This is a genomic window from Affinundibacterium baiyunense, assembly GCF_018139645.1.
Lineage (GTDB): Bacteria > Pseudomonadota > Gammaproteobacteria > Burkholderiales > Burkholderiaceae_D > Undibacterium > Undibacterium baiyunense.
The window spans coordinates 148,963-162,444 of record NZ_JAGSPM010000003.1; the positions used below are offsets into that span (position 1 = coordinate 148,963).

Consider the following 13,482-nt stretch of genomic DNA (forward strand, 5'->3'; position numbering starts at 1 on the left):
CCAATTCTATCGAAGCAGCAATAACTTATACCGGCACGGCAATATGCTGTGGCTCAACTGCCTGCGCATATGGCACTACATCGTGCCAAGTAATCAGCCGTAATTCGCCATCCGCTTCCTCAATTAAGGCCGACAAACTTTCTACCCAATCACCATCGTTGCAGTAAATAATACCGTCAATATCCCGGATTTCTGGTTTGTGAATGTGCCCACAGATCACGCCGTCTAAACCACGTTTGCGAGCTTCGTCGGCTAAGGCATCTTCAAACTTGGTAATATAACTCACCGCGTTCTTGACCTTCAGCTTGAGGTACTGCGATAAAGACCAATAAGGTAGTCCGGCACGCGCGCGCCATTGATTAAAGACTTGATTAATTTTCAGAATCACCGTGTACATACTATCGCCTAGATAAGCCAACCACTTTGCACAAGCAATGACGCCATCAAATCGATCTCCATGCAAGACCAACATGCGCTTACCATTTGCGGTGGTATGAATTAATTCATCGCGCACTTGAATGCCACCGAAATCCAGTTCAATAAATTGACGAGCAGCTTCATCGTGATTTCCCGGAACGAAAATCACATTGGTTCCCTTTTTTGCTTTCTTCAGCACGGTTTGCACGATGTTGTTATGAGTTTGATCCCAATACCAACGCCGTTTCAATTGCCAACCATCGATGATGTCGCCGACCAAATACAAAGTTTCTGATTCGGTCGATTTTAAAAATTCTAGCAAGCGTTTAGCTTGGCAGCCGGGCGTGCCAAGATGCAGATCAGATATCCAGATAGTTCGAAAATGTTTGATGTCTTTCTTCGGCGTTTTAGATGGCTTTAAAAGCTTTTGCATTTTCTTATCGAGAAACTGATCTGCTGGCATCATTTTGCAATATCCTCGGTCCCGTAGTGTTTAGCGTAACGAGTATCTAAATTCGCGATCGGCAACATCACAAATAAATCCGCACTATGAAAATCCGGGTCCCAAGCAGGCTCGCCACCTATCCATGCACCAGCGCGCAAATAGCCTTTTAAAAGTGGAGGAATACGCGCCTCATAGCCCTCATCCATATTTTCAAGAGGAAATGGCAAATGTGGTGTAACACGATATTCAAGGGGAGCAAATTCTTGATCTTTGAAATTGCGGTAGATCGCTGCAGCATTGTGTCCGCCGTCGGCCAAGCTAATGCTGGCGCAACCAATCAGGAATTCACAACGCTCACGACGCATATATGCAGCCAAACCGGCCCACAACAACATAATCACGGCACCGCTACGATAATCCGGATGTATGCATGCTCGACCAGCTTCGGCGATACTGCCACGTATGTTTTGCAAGCGAGATAAGTCGAACTCACCTTCGGAATAGTAACGTCCAATCTGACGTGCCGCATTTGGGCTCAAAATCCGATAGGTACCGACAACTTTCAAGGATTTGGTATCACGTACAATTAAGTGATCGCAGTATTCGTCAAATTCATCTTTATCTAGACAATCATCATTTGCCAAAGCAGTCAGCCCCATTGCTTCGATAAAGACTTTGTAGCGCAGGCGCTGCACTTCTTTCACTTCTTTTTTTGTACTCGCAAGACTGAGACTTAATTTGGAAAAACTAGGATTAGCATCCCCGGGTATCGTCAACACTCGCATGCGCTGGTCTCCTTTATTCAAATCAGCATTTAGGCTGCAGAATAAAGAGCGAATACTTCAAGACTGTGACAGTTGCATGTCCGTTTTATGACAATGTAAAACTACAACAAATAATGAGTGTGGCGTCGTAGCGATAGACATCTTAGTGACATTCCATGAAAACCCCCAACAAGTAAAAGAAATATTGCATAATCACAATTATTCTAAAATCAAGGAGGCAAAATGAGCATCGCACTAACCGTTTTTGTAAAAGCGCTCATTGTGGTACCAGTCACCCTGCTACCGATTCTCAACCCTATCGCCGTTGCGCCAATTTTTTTATCAATGACTGGTCCTATGGATCAAGTGATGGCAAATCGGCTTGCCAAGCGAATCGCGATTAATTGCTTCTTTCTATTGATGGGAGCCGTTTTTATTGGATCTTATGTGCTCGACTTCTTTGGTATCTCATTACCGATTGTGCGCGTCGCCGGTGGTATCGTAGTCGGCATGGCAGGTTGGAAATTACTGAACGATCAAGGTCAAGATAAATTGCGCAACTCAGTCGCGGCATCTGCTGGCAATTGGACCAAAGAAGAATTACGTCGCCATAGTTTTTACCCGTTTAGTTTCCCTCTGACAGTTGGGCCTGGTGCGATTGCTGCATCAATTACTTTAGGTGCGCAATTACCAAACAAACCGGTCGATTGGCTGATCACAGGTTTGGCTGCGACGATAGGCGTGTTTCTGACCACGATTGCGATTTTCTTGTCATATCGCTTTGCGCGCAATTTAGAAAGTTTCTTGGGTGATGTTGGCGCAACTGTATTGATGCGTTTGTCCGCATTTATCTTGCTGTGTATCGGTATTGAAATTGGCTGGTCTGGCTTCTCTGAATTATTAGAAGATCTGAAAATGCGCCGTTAATGAAATATAAGTTAGCAATTCTCTTGTGAGTTAGAACTGCTCTAGCGTATTTTGAAATAAAAAAATGGCTTGTTGATGAATGTGATTTATCACACCAATCAACAAGCCATTTTCTTATTTAGCTTGCCACATAATTCTGGTTTGTTCTTCCGAGCCAAATTCATACATGCATTGCTTAAGTCACCTAAGCGTTTTCCACATCATTCGTGCTTGCATCTTGCAACATCAAAGCATGCTCAACTTGCGTTGATTCGTCACCAACACGGCTTTTCCAAGCTTTCAAAAAATAAATTCGCTCAAGTTCAGTCGGTGCTTGATGCCACAATACCATCAAGGTTCCTTTGTGATCATGCAGCTTAGCGAGTTTGATAATGCATTCATGATTGCCATCTGCATCGGCTAAAGCGATCGCATATCCATACACACGATTCAAACGTTCTATCCGATCTGGTTCGGTTTCACTATGCGTGGCTGAGATTTTTGCGTGATCTAGAAACATAGACTTCTCCTAACATCCTTAGAATATGAAGAACTTCATTCTAGCCCATCCCCTCACCAATCGGCACAATTTGTGCGTGAATTTGATCGCATAGACTTGATAATCACCGTAGCCATACAACGATTCAAACAACAATTGCATGATTGGCTCGAATCAGGTGCGTATTGCTTCGGATAGATGATCAAATATGATCGGATTAATTGAAATACCTGAATCACACGATCAAAGCAGCAAGGCTCTCCTTAGTTAATATCTTACTCATAGACATCGAATCGGCCTCGGATTGCAAAAAGCGATCAATAGCTATGCTTTATAATGCGGGATAATTTTCCACATCATCGCATTTTCTTAAAATTTCATCATGATCGTTCTTGGTATCGAATCTTCTTGTGACGAGACTGGCATCGCTTTATACGATACCCATCGCGGATTGTTGGCGCATGCCTTGCACTCTCAAATCGCCATGCATCAAGAATACGGCGGCGTGGTGCCAGAACTCGCATCACGCGATCATGTCAAACGTGCACTTCCTTTGCTTCGTGAAACTTTAACGAAAGCCCAAGTACAAGCGGCAAACATCGATGCCATCGCCTACACCCAAGGTCCGGGTTTAGCAGGCGCGCTTTTAGTAGGGGCGTCCGTGGCCTGTGGATTAGGTTTAGCATTAGACAAACCACTAATTGGCATCCATCATTTAGAAGGCCACTTACTATCGCCACTACTCGCCAGCCAGCCGCCTGAATTTCCTTTTATTGCTTTACTCGTTTCTGGTGGGCACACACAATTGATGCGCGTCGATGGCGTCGGGCAATACAGCTTATTAGGTGAGACGCTGGACGATGCTGCAGGTGAAGCATTTGATAAATCAGCCAAATTGCTCGGACTCGATTATCCGGGTGGCCCCGCCATTTCTAAATTAGCACAGAGCGGCGATCCATTGGTACATCAATTTCCACGGCCGATGCTACATTCGAAAGACTTGAATTTCAGTTTTTCTGGACTCAAAACTGCTGTTCTTACCGCAGTAAAAAAATATCCAGAGGCATTGACTGACAATGACAAAGCCAATGTCGCACGCGGTTTTGTCGATGCGATTATTGATGTTCTAGTAGCTAAGTGCCAAACTGCGATGAAACAAACTGGATTAAAACGCTTAGTTATCGCAGGTGGCGTAGGTGCCAACCAACAATTGCGTGCGGCACTCAATGCAGCAGCCAATGCATCGAATCCGAAAAAACGATTTCAAGTCTATTATCCAGAACTAGAGTTTTGCACCGACAATGGCGCCATGATTGCTTTTGCGGGAGCTATGCGCTTGCAAGCCTACCCCGAACTAGCAACAAAAAATTATAGCTTCAACGTGCGCCCGCGTTGGCCATTACACGAATTGGTTTCTGCATAAAAAATCCCTCGTACCCGATGAACTGAAGCCCAGTAGGTCGAGGGATTTTTTCTATTCAATGTGAATTGCAGAGCCTGCGATAAAGAACGCTTCTAGTTCAGTAAAGTCAAAGATCTTATTTTTTCTTACTACCAATACGACTCTCTTTACCGCTCATTAAATTCGCAATGTTTTGTGCATGACGGTAAATCAGTAAAGCGCTCATCACGGCGACAGCTAGCAAAGTGAAGTTTGCGCCGAATAGCAAACCGTAATAGAACGGAGCAAACAAAGAAGCGATGAGCGCCGCCAACGATGAATAGCGAAATGCATACGCAACGATTAGCCATGTCGCGAAAGTGGCTAATCCTAACCAAACATTAATCGCTAACAAAACACCCAAAGCAGTCGCAACACCCTTACCGCCAACAAATTTAAAGAAGACGGGCCATAAATGACCAACGAAGACCGCCAATCCTACGAGCGCAACCGTGGTATCCGACAAATTAAATTGATCTTGATAAACCATCGCTAACCAAACCGCAAGCCAACCTTTAAAGCCATCACCGACCAGCGTCAATGCCGCAGCAGCTTTATTCCCAGAACGCAAAACATTGGTAGCGCCTGGGTTTTTAGAGCCATAAGTGCGCGGATCGGACAATCCAAACAAACGACTGACTACCACCGCAAAGGAAATCGATCCGATTAAATATGCCACCACTATGGCAATCGCTGCGTTCATCTACTTCTCCATCCTATTATTTTAGATTTCATTCAACTATTTTTCGGCCGGATTTACTCATAAGCGAATATCCAGACGAGCGCGACATTCTTACACATCGAGATATGAAACTCTAGTGTTTAACCAAGCGCAACAATGCTACAAAGCACAGTTGACTGGCTTGGCAGATAATAAGTCGACCAATAATTGTGGCGCAATGCCGATCAAATACCCTCGACGCCCCCCATTCAAATAGATTTTTTCTAGGTCCAAGATAGATGCTTCCACATAAACCGGCATTGTCTTTTTGGTGCCGAAAGGAGAAGTGCCGCCAATCATGTAACCCGAATGACGCTGTGCCACTTCTGGTTTGCAGGGTTCTACTGACTTACAGGCAATCTGACGTGCCAAATTTTTGGTAGAAACGGTTTTATCGCCATGCATTAAAACGATCAGGGGTTTAGCCTGTTCATCTTGCATCACCAAAGTTTTTACTACGACATGCTCTTCTACCCCTAGCTCGCGTGAAGAAACTGCAGTGCCGCCATGGTCTTCATACGCATACGGATGTTCCGTAAAAACGGCGCCACGTTTTCGCAATAATTGGGTTGCCGGTGTTTCTGATACGTGTTCTTTTTTTGCCAAGATAGTTCTCTCAAGCTCTACAAAATTGCATTATTTTAACCGCGTGGGTGGTGCTGTGCATGCAGTTGTTTTAAACGTTCACGTGCGACATGCGTGTAAATCTGCGTTGTGGAGATATCTGCATGCCCCAGTAATAATTGCACCACGCGTAAATCGGCACCATGATTGAGTAAATGTGTCGCAAACGCATGACGCAATGTGTGAGGCGACAGAGGCGCGGTAATTCCGGCTAGCGCCGCGCATTTCTTAATCACCACCCAAAACATTTGCCGTGTCATCGCACCACCGCGTGCAGTAACAAATAAGGCATCATCAATCTGTCCGTTTAAGATTGCTGGCCTGCCTTCACTCAAATAGCGTTGCAGCCACATCCGCGCTACTTCACCAAAAGGTACCAAACGCGTCTTACTACCTTTCCCCGTCACACGCAAAACACCATCATTTAAACTAACTTCAAAGGCCTTCAACGATACCAATTCTGTCACCCGCAGACCACAGGCATAGAGCAGTTCAAGCATGGTGCGGTCGCGCAATCCCAGCGGGGTCTGGTCATCTGGCGCTTGTAATAGCGATTCAACTTGCGCTTCACTTAAGGTCTTAGGCAAACGATCTGGCTGCTTGGCTGATTTAAGTTTGGTACAAGGATTAACTGCAATTTGATGTTGGCGAAATGCTTGCTGGTAGTAACGCTTTAACACCGACATACGGCGATTCACCGAGGTCGCTTTAGAACTCTGATGTTTGGCAGCAACATAAGAAAAAATATCGACTTCGCTTACTTGTAATAAATGCTTTTGATGGGTTTGATGTAACCATTCGGCAAACAAACGCAAATCACGACGATAGGCATCCAAAGAGTTTTTTGCCAAACCATCTTCCAACCATAAGCTATCGCAAAACTGATCAATTTGCGCTTGTACTATAGCTGGCAACTCTACCGATACAGGCTTTTCAGCGGGTTTTACCACATCGACTCCTGATGTTGCGTTGATTCTGGCTGACTATACTCTGGCACGCCTTCCAAGCGCAGTAGGTAACGTTTAACGCCTAAATGAAATCCCGTCACATCATCATGATGTGCGAAGCCTCCGAGTCCACCTGATGCCGTCACGCGGTGACAAGGAATGATCAATGGAAACCAATTCGCACCACACGCCTGTCCTACTGCGCGCGGTGCCGATCCGATCAGATGTGCGATTTGACCATAGGTGCGCACTTGGCCACGCGGAACACTAGAAATAGCCTGCCATACTTTGTGCTGAAACGCCGTTCCTACAGACTTTAACGGCAAATCAAATTGGAAATCAGGATCAGCGAAATAGCGTGTAATTTGTTCAGCAGCGCTTTGCGCGATAGCGTCGCTCGGCGCTTTCTCTTGGAAGCGCTGAGGTAAATAGACTAGCTCACTTAATTCTGCGTTTTCAGTGCGCACACCGATGTAACCAAACGGTGCGGGAACGATTGCCGAAAAAATAGCCGCTTCAATGATTGATTCGGGAGTTGCCATCACATTTCCATTCTTAAGAATAACGTGATTGTCCTACAGAAATGCGCAAGAAAAAAGGCGCATCCACTGGATGCGCCTTCTAAAATTTTTCACGTTTGTGCTGTTTAGTCTCTTCGAACAAGGACTCAGCTTATCTTGAAACGCGAATCTCCCCCCCTTTTGACTGCGCCCTATTGGGCACTATTATTGCACTTCCATAACCTGTATCAGGAGCGAATATGGCTTTGTTTTTTCTCCTGCCTTAAAAGAATTCGCGATCACTTGATCCAGCGAATTATTAAAGTTTGCGAAATATAGCATGGCAAATCAAAAAAATAGACAAGGCTTTTGATTAAAAAAAGCTTTGTTGCATTTGTGCTTCTGCAGCAGAGAAAGATCGCAAATTACAAAAAAAATGTGCTAAATCAAAAATGATTTATTTAATTTACCATAGGGAAATATTGGTAATTCCGTAGAGAAATTTTTGGATGTGAACGATATGCTTAAAATATGCTTGCCAATGTAAAACGCGATATTCGAGCCTCAATATGAGTCAAGAATTTTGTGTCACATATGTATTAAAACGAAGCAAGCAAGCAAATTCGACACGCCAGGATACATATGCGTCCGAAATTAGAAGGAAATAAGCTCACTGGCTCACCGACAAAGACCACAACATGTAATCTGGTAATTGGATAAAATCTTTTGCTGATTCACATTGACTAGAACAAGCGAGAGCAACCAATTTTTACTAAGATACAAAGAAGAAACCTTATTTCAAACCTAGCGCTTGCGCCTCTTTGTGCACACTTTGAATCAGTTCTTTTCCGATTCGCGCCTCCATGGACTGCTGCACCGGCAGTAAGACGCGTACCCATTCTGCACGTTCTTTTTCGGTTGGAACATAGATCATTGTCTTACCAGATTTTTTCACGGCGTCTAAGGCATTATCGTTTTCAATCTGAGCAATCGTATTTGCATATTGTGTTGCAGATTGCATGGCCTTATTTAATTCGGCACGGATATCGGACGGCAATCCATACCAAAACTTTTTGTTCACAATCACCGCGTAACCAAGATAACCGTGATTAGTGATCGTGACGTGCTTCTGAACTTCGTGCATCTTTTGCGTGTACAAATTAGATGGGGGATTTTCCGTACCATCGACCACGCCTGCCTGCAATGCTTGATAAACTTCTGAAAAAGCCATCGCATGAGGAATAGCGCCGAGAGAACGCATCTGAGCATCGAGCACTTTGGAAGACTGTATGCGTAGTCTTTTGCCTTTCAAATCACTAGGCCCACGCATCGGTACATTCGACGACATAACTTTGAAACCATTATCCCAAAAGCCTAATCCAGTAATACCTTTTTGTTCCAACTTAGCCAATAAGCTTGCACCCACTGAACCTTGTGTAACTCGATGTAAAACCTCGCGATTTTGAAAAATATAAGGCAAATCAAATACTTCAAACTCCTTAATGCCAAGTGGACCAAACTTTGCCAAAGATGGCGCTAACATTTGCACCGCACCGAGTTGCAATGCCTCTAATTCTTCTTTGTCTCTATACAGCGTACTATTGGGATAAAGTTCAACCTTAACTCGTCCCTTAGTTGCTTTCTCTGCTATCTCTTTAAATCGTTGTGCGGCTTTACCTTTCGGTGTATCACTGGCAACAACATGACTAAATTTGATCACAATCGGAGTTTGCGCGAATGCAATTGAACTCGCGCCTAAGCCAATAGCACTTAACAAGCATGTACTAGTCGTCACAAGTAAGCGCTGTAGAGTCTGTCGCTTACACGAGCGAAATTCTTGCTGAAGCATGAGTATCCCCGAGTCTATTTTTTATGGAGTCATTATTAGCCGTTCCGGCGCCAATTTACAACTGTGGTTAACCACAATGTCGCCAGATGGTGACAAAAGCCTGTCAAAGTGTGCATTCAACAGTAGTTCAGCTACACTTTTAATATGAAAATCAAGACCTTATCCAGCCAACGATTCCCAACCACGCTACCGTGGATGTTACCTATCGTGCTGGTTTTATTGTTTGTTGCGGTTTTAATCTGGCTACCGTGGCAAGCGCAAAGGATGGAAACCAATGAGCGCCAAGAGCAACTCATCGCTGATACGCTGTGGGTAGAACAAGCATTGCAATTTCAACTCAATCGACATCAAGAAAGTTTGTCGAATATCGCAGAAGATTTCGCTAGCGGCAAAGTCAGCGTCGAAGTACTCAAAGCACGCTTAAATTTATACGCAACGAATAATCATGAAATTGGCGAGCTCGCATTGTGGGATGTGCGTGACAAGCTAGTTGCCAGCAATATTGAATCGGGTACAAAATCTCCACCTAACTCCTTGATCGAAGCTCTCCAGTCGAACGCCAATTTCACTCAGAAATTACACAAAGCCTCGTGCGTTAAAAGCCAACAACAAGTCGCTACCCTGTACTGCCGCTTTCCTTTATTCCGCGATACCACGTATCTCACCAGCGTGACGGTTAGTTATCGCTTGCAAACCTTATTGGATGAAACCGTACCATGGTGGTTTGCACAAGAAAACGAAATTTCGCTGTTGGATCAAGACGAAAAAATACTAGCAAAACGCGCTGCTGCTGGGGCTGGAAAAAATGTCTATACCCACAATCGAGCGCTTGATTTTCCGCAATTAAGTTTGAGTCTACATACCAATAGCACCAAGGCTGAACCAAAATTACTGTCTAACTTATTGGTGGTCTCAGTAGTACTACTCTCCCTAGGATTAGTTTGGAGCCTGATCGCGCTGTGGCGAGATATCAATCGACGCTTGCAGGCAGAAGGAGCGCTGCGCAAAGAAGCGATGTTTCGGGCGGCAATGGAGAACTCTTTAATTACCGGCTTGCGAGCCCGTGACATGGAAGGTCGACTCACTTATGTCAATCCATCCTTCTGCAAAATGCTTGGCTTCCCAGCAGAGGAATTAATAGGAAAACTGCCTCCTATGCCTTATTGGGCGCCGGAAGAAATTACCGAATACGAAAATCGCTTCGCACAAATACTAACTGGCACGGTACAACCTGAAGGTTTTGAAACCATCTACCAACGTGCCAATGGCGAACGATTTCCAGTGTTAATTTATGAGTCGCCGTTGGTGGATGAAAATGGCAAGCAAACTGGTTGGATGAGTTCGATTTTGGACGTATCCGAACTCAAACGCGCGCAAGAACTAAGTCGCCAACAAGAAGAAAAATTACATCAAAACGCACGTTTAGCGACGATGGGAGAAATGGCATCAATGCTGGCGCACGAGCTCAATCAACCACTCGCAGCGATCTCTAGTTATGCAACCGGTGCGCTAAATATTTTGAAACAAAGCGATCAGGTCAACACACTATCTCTGACCGATGCCCTAGAGAAAACGACGCAACAAGCCCAACGTGCAGCGCAAGTCATACGCAGTGTCCATCAATTCGTCAAAAAGCGCGAAGCTAGTCGTGCTTTGTTTCATATCCAAACCTTACTACAAAGTGTGATGCCCTTGATCGCACTACAAGCGCAAAGTGCGCATATCCACGTGCAATATCAAATCGATCCTGATTTGCCAGAAGTCTTTGGCGATCAAGTTCTGATTGAGCAAGTGATATTAAATCTGACCCGAAATGCCATCGAAGCCATGCACGATGTCGCCTATGCAAAAAGACAAATGCAAATACATGCACACCTGATTGCTGACCCACATTTACCGCACAGTCGCTCGCTGCTGGTGCAAGTCATCGATCAAGGACACGGGATTGCGCCAGAAGTCGCCGAACAATTATTCTCGCCATTCTTTTCCACCAAAGCGGCTGGTATGGGCATGGGTTTGAATATCTGTAGAACTGCGATAGAGTTTCATGGTGGCAGCTTAAAGTATCGCGCCAATCCCGCAGGTGGTACGGTATTTGAATTTACGCTTCCCTGCGACGCTCATAAAGATGATCTGCATAAGGAGTAAGGCTAAGCATGTTACATATTGTTGACGATGAAGAAGTTGTGCGCGATGCCTTATTATGGTTGGCTAGCTCACGCCAGATCGAGGCAAAAACCTATGTCAATGGCGAGACATTTCTGGCTGCCATCGATGCGGCAGCGGTATCCGATGCAGGGTTTTGTGCATCAAAACACGGTGATTGCCTATTGCTCGATGTGCGGATGGCAGAACTCAGCGGCACTGCCTTATTCGACATTCTCAGCGCGCGTCAATTAACCCAACGATTGCCCGTCATCTTTTTAACTGGTCATGGTGATGTACCAATGGCAGTCGATAGTCTCAAACGCGGCGCCTTTGATTTTTTTGAAAAACCATTTAATGACAATGCCTTAATGGATAGAGTAGAACAGGCATTGCAGCAATCGCTGAAAGCGGGCGAAGCGCACCAAGTTCAACTGCGCTTACAAAGCTTATCGCAACGCGAACACGAAGTTTTAGAATTGATCTTACAAGGCAAAATGAATAAGAATATTGCCGACGAACTTGGTATCAGCATGCGTACTGTTGAAGTCCATCGCGCGCATATTTTTGACAAAATGCAGATCAAGTCCGCAGTTGAGTTAGCTGGTTTGTTGAAATAATTTCAGTCCAGATGTTGTGCTAATGCCCATGTAATATGCTCACGCACCATCTCAGAACTATCATCAAGCCGCGCTTGTAAAGCCTTGACGATATCGGCACGTCCTTTGAACTCACTAGCCGCATTTCCCAAACCGACCGCCAGATTACGCAACCATCGTTCGTAACCGATACGACGAATCGGACTTCCTTCCATTCTGCGTAAAAAATCGGCTTCACTCCACGCGAACAATTCCAACATCGTACGCTGATCCAAGCCGTGTCGGACATCAAAGTCATTCAAGGTCGCAGGCTGTGCAAATTTGTTCCAAGGACAGTAAAGCTGACAATCATCACAACCATAGACACGATTACCAATCAAAGAACGGAATTCAAGCGGTATCGCGCCGTGCAGCTCTATCGTTAAATAAGAAATACAACGTCGCGCATCTAATTGATAAGGAGCGACAATCGCTTGCGTCGGGCAAACGGTAATACAAGACTGACATTGACCACAATGATTACTAGTGGGCGGATCCACTGGCAAAGGAATATCAACAAGAATCTCGCCCAAGAAAAACAAAGATCCGGCTTCACGCGTCAATAACAAAGTGTGCTTACCGCGCCAACCGAGGCCAGCCTGCTCCGCTAAGGCCACCTCCATCACGGGTGCAGAATCGGTAAATACCCGATAACCAAAATCTCCAAGCTTTAAGGCAATCGCATCAGCCAATTGCTGTAAGCGTTGCCGCAAGACTTTGTGGTAGTCGCGTCCACGCGCATAAATCGAAATCACCGCTTGATCGGCCGCCCGCGTTTTCTCAACATCGCGCCAATCCTTAGTTGTATCGCTCGGGAGATAATCCATTCTCGCGGTAATTACCCGCACTGTTCCGGGTACCAATTCATCGGGCCGATAACGCTTGCTGCCATGGCTTTCCATATACGTCATATCACCATGAAACCCAGCGGCAATCCAAGCTTGGTACCGTTCAACTACATGCGACAAATCCACATCACTAATACGTATATCGGCAAAGCCCGCTTGCTTGCCAAGTTCTTTGATTTCTTGCGCAAGTTGGACGTAATCAGTCATGTTATGGTATGTTTTGAGCCTTCTAAGGCAGCAAAAGAATTCAGAATGCAACATTATAAAACAAGCTTGGCAGATGAAGCAGCGACCCAAGCACTGGGCAAAAGTTTGGCACAATGCTTGCTGGCTGGCATCGTGATTCATTTACACGGTGATCTTGGTGCAGGTAAAACTGCGCTCACCAGAGCCATTTTGCACGCAGCGGGTCATCAAGGCACCGTCAAAAGCCCGACTTATACCTTAGCAGAACCATATGAAATTCTCGTCAAAGGCGAAGTGACCAAGTTAATGCATTTCGACTTGTATCGTATGCGTAGCGCAGACGAATTTATTGAAGCTGGCTTTCGTGATGAGATGAATGAAAAAACCATCTGTATTATTGAATGGCCAGAAAAAGGAGATGGCATTTTGCCTTTACCTGATTTAGCAATACATTTTACTATTGCAGAAATCGGACGCGAGGTAGAATTACGCGCTTTATCAGACAAGGGTAATATCTGTCTAAGTCAATTGCACTTTGCACCAAATCTTTAA

The 13,482-nt window shown here is 45.1% G+C and carries 14 protein-coding genes; 5 read left to right on the forward strand and 9 right to left on the reverse strand.

What is annotated here, in order from left to right; genetic code table 11:
- Positions 1-25: 25 nt before the first annotated feature.
- Together KDM92_RS06265 and KDM92_RS06270 are read right to left on the reverse strand one after the other, a co-directional pair.
- The gene (locus KDM92_RS06265) at positions 26-883 is read right to left on the reverse strand and encodes a UDP-2,3-diacylglucosamine diphosphatase (RefSeq protein ID WP_212683548.1); all 858 of its coding nucleotides are present in this window, start codon (positions 881-883) and stop codon (positions 26-28) included.
- Positions 880-1,647 (reverse strand): GNAT family N-acetyltransferase, encoded by a 768-nt coding sequence (locus KDM92_RS06270; RefSeq protein WP_212683549.1) that lies wholly within the window; start codon positions 1,645-1,647, stop codon positions 880-882. The genes KDM92_RS06265 and KDM92_RS06270 overlap by 4 nt, the downstream gene beginning before the upstream one ends.
- Positions 1,648-1,869: 222 nt before the next feature.
- Here KDM92_RS06270 and KDM92_RS06275 point away from each other — a divergent pair, with 222 nt between their 5' ends.
- A complete protein-coding gene (locus KDM92_RS06275; RefSeq protein ID WP_189346821.1) occupies positions 1,870-2,553 on the forward strand; it encodes a MarC family protein in 684 nt (227 codons plus the stop codon).
- Positions 2,554-2,737: 184 nt separating this feature from the next.
- Here KDM92_RS06275 and KDM92_RS06280 read toward each other — a convergent pair whose 3' ends face one another.
- The gene (locus KDM92_RS06280) at positions 2,738-3,052 is read right to left on the reverse strand and encodes a hypothetical protein (protein WP_212683550.1); all 315 of its coding nucleotides are present in this window, start codon (positions 3,050-3,052) and stop codon (positions 2,738-2,740) included.
- A 361-nt stretch (positions 3,053-3,413) separates the two neighbouring features.
- Between KDM92_RS06280 and tsaD the strand changes: the two genes are divergently transcribed.
- Positions 3,414-4,454, forward strand: coding sequence for a tRNA (adenosine(37)-N6)-threonylcarbamoyltransferase complex transferase subunit TsaD (tsaD, locus tag KDM92_RS06285; RefSeq protein WP_212683551.1), 1,041 nt, complete (start codon positions 3,414-3,416; stop codon positions 4,452-4,454).
- 115 nt (positions 4,455-4,569) lie between these two features.
- Here the strand turns inward: tsaD and plsY are convergent, their stop codons facing one another.
- The 5 genes from plsY to KDM92_RS06310 form a co-directional block, all read right to left on the reverse strand.
- Positions 4,570-5,175, reverse strand: coding sequence for a glycerol-3-phosphate 1-O-acyltransferase PlsY (plsY, locus tag KDM92_RS06290; protein ID WP_212683552.1), 606 nt, complete (start codon positions 5,173-5,175; stop codon positions 4,570-4,572).
- Positions 5,176-5,313: 138 nt separating this feature from the next.
- Positions 5,314-5,802 carry an aminoacyl-tRNA deacylase gene (locus KDM92_RS06295; protein ID WP_212683777.1) on the reverse strand — a complete coding sequence of 163 codons (489 nt, stop codon included), beginning with the start codon at positions 5,800-5,802 and terminating at the stop codon, positions 5,314-5,316.
- 32 nt (positions 5,803-5,834) lie between these two features.
- Positions 5,835-6,767: a site-specific tyrosine recombinase XerD gene (gene xerD, locus KDM92_RS06300; protein WP_329603132.1), complete on the reverse strand. Its 933-nt coding sequence runs from the start codon at positions 6,765-6,767 to the stop codon at positions 5,835-5,837.
- Positions 6,761-7,306, reverse strand: a complete 546-nt coding sequence (locus KDM92_RS06305; RefSeq protein WP_212683553.1) for a methylated-DNA--[protein]-cysteine S-methyltransferase — start codon at positions 7,304-7,306, stop codon at positions 6,761-6,763. Before KDM92_RS06305 ends, xerD begins: the two co-directional genes overlap by 7 nt.
- A gap of 751 nt (positions 7,307-8,057) precedes the next feature.
- Positions 8,058-9,113 carry a TRAP transporter substrate-binding protein gene (locus KDM92_RS06310; protein ID WP_212683554.1) on the reverse strand — a complete coding sequence of 352 codons (1,056 nt, stop codon included), beginning with the start codon at positions 9,111-9,113 and terminating at the stop codon, positions 8,058-8,060.
- A 144-nt stretch (positions 9,114-9,257) separates the two neighbouring features.
- Here KDM92_RS06310 and KDM92_RS06315 point away from each other — a divergent pair, with 144 nt between their 5' ends.
- Positions 9,258-11,261, forward strand: coding sequence for a two-component system sensor histidine kinase NtrB (locus KDM92_RS06315; RefSeq protein WP_212683555.1), 2,004 nt, complete (start codon positions 9,258-9,260; stop codon positions 11,259-11,261).
- 8 nt (positions 11,262-11,269) lie between these two features.
- On the forward strand, positions 11,270-11,878 hold the full coding sequence (locus KDM92_RS06320) for a response regulator transcription factor (protein WP_212683556.1): 609 nt from the start codon (positions 11,270-11,272) through the stop codon (positions 11,876-11,878).
- 2 nt (positions 11,879-11,880) lie between these two features.
- On the opposite strand, the gene queG is transcribed toward KDM92_RS06320, so the two are convergent.
- A complete protein-coding gene (gene queG, locus KDM92_RS06325; RefSeq protein ID WP_212683557.1) occupies positions 11,881-12,951 on the reverse strand; it encodes a tRNA epoxyqueuosine(34) reductase QueG in 1,071 nt (356 codons plus the stop codon).
- A 45-nt stretch (positions 12,952-12,996) separates the two neighbouring features.
- Between queG and tsaE the strand changes: the two genes are divergently transcribed.
- The gene (tsaE, locus tag KDM92_RS06330; RefSeq protein ID WP_212683558.1) at positions 12,997-13,482 is read left to right on the forward strand and encodes a tRNA (adenosine(37)-N6)-threonylcarbamoyltransferase complex ATPase subunit type 1 TsaE; all 486 of its coding nucleotides are present in this window, start codon (positions 12,997-12,999) and stop codon (positions 13,480-13,482) included.

What these genes read in the sequence shown, in the direction of transcription:
- KDM92_RS06265 (WP_212683548.1), bottom strand. Translation starts at nt 883, where the DNA reads ATGATGCCAGCAGATCAGTTTCTCGATAAGAAAATGCAAAAGCTTTTA.
- KDM92_RS06270 (WP_212683549.1), bottom strand. Translation starts at nt 1,647, where the DNA reads ATGCGAGTGTTGACGATACCCGGGGATGCTAATCCTAGTTTTTCCAAA.
- KDM92_RS06275 (WP_189346821.1), top strand. Translation starts at nt 1,870, where the DNA reads ATGAGCATCGCACTAACCGTTTTTGTAAAAGCGCTCATTGTGGTACCA.
- KDM92_RS06280 (WP_212683550.1), bottom strand. Translation starts at nt 3,052, where the DNA reads ATGTTTCTAGATCACGCAAAAATCTCAGCCACGCATAGTGAAACCGAA.
- tsaD (WP_212683551.1), top strand. Translation starts at nt 3,414, where the DNA reads ATGATCGTTCTTGGTATCGAATCTTCTTGTGACGAGACTGGCATCGCT.
- plsY (WP_212683552.1), bottom strand. Translation starts at nt 5,175, where the DNA reads ATGAACGCAGCGATTGCCATAGTGGTGGCATATTTAATCGGATCGATT.
- KDM92_RS06305 (WP_212683553.1), bottom strand. Translation starts at nt 7,306, where the DNA reads ATGGCAACTCCCGAATCAATCATTGAAGCGGCTATTTTTTCGGCAATC.
- KDM92_RS06310 (WP_212683554.1), bottom strand. Translation starts at nt 9,113, where the DNA reads ATGCTTCAGCAAGAATTTCGCTCGTGTAAGCGACAGACTCTACAGCGC.
- KDM92_RS06315 (WP_212683555.1), top strand. Translation starts at nt 9,258, where the DNA reads ATGAAAATCAAGACCTTATCCAGCCAACGATTCCCAACCACGCTACCG.
- KDM92_RS06320 (WP_212683556.1), top strand. Translation starts at nt 11,270, where the DNA reads ATGTTACATATTGTTGACGATGAAGAAGTTGTGCGCGATGCCTTATTA.
- queG (WP_212683557.1), bottom strand. Translation starts at nt 12,951, where the DNA reads ATGACTGATTACGTCCAACTTGCGCAAGAAATCAAAGAACTTGGCAAG.
- tsaE (WP_212683558.1), top strand. Translation starts at nt 12,997, where the DNA reads ATGCAACATTATAAAACAAGCTTGGCAGATGAAGCAGCGACCCAAGCA.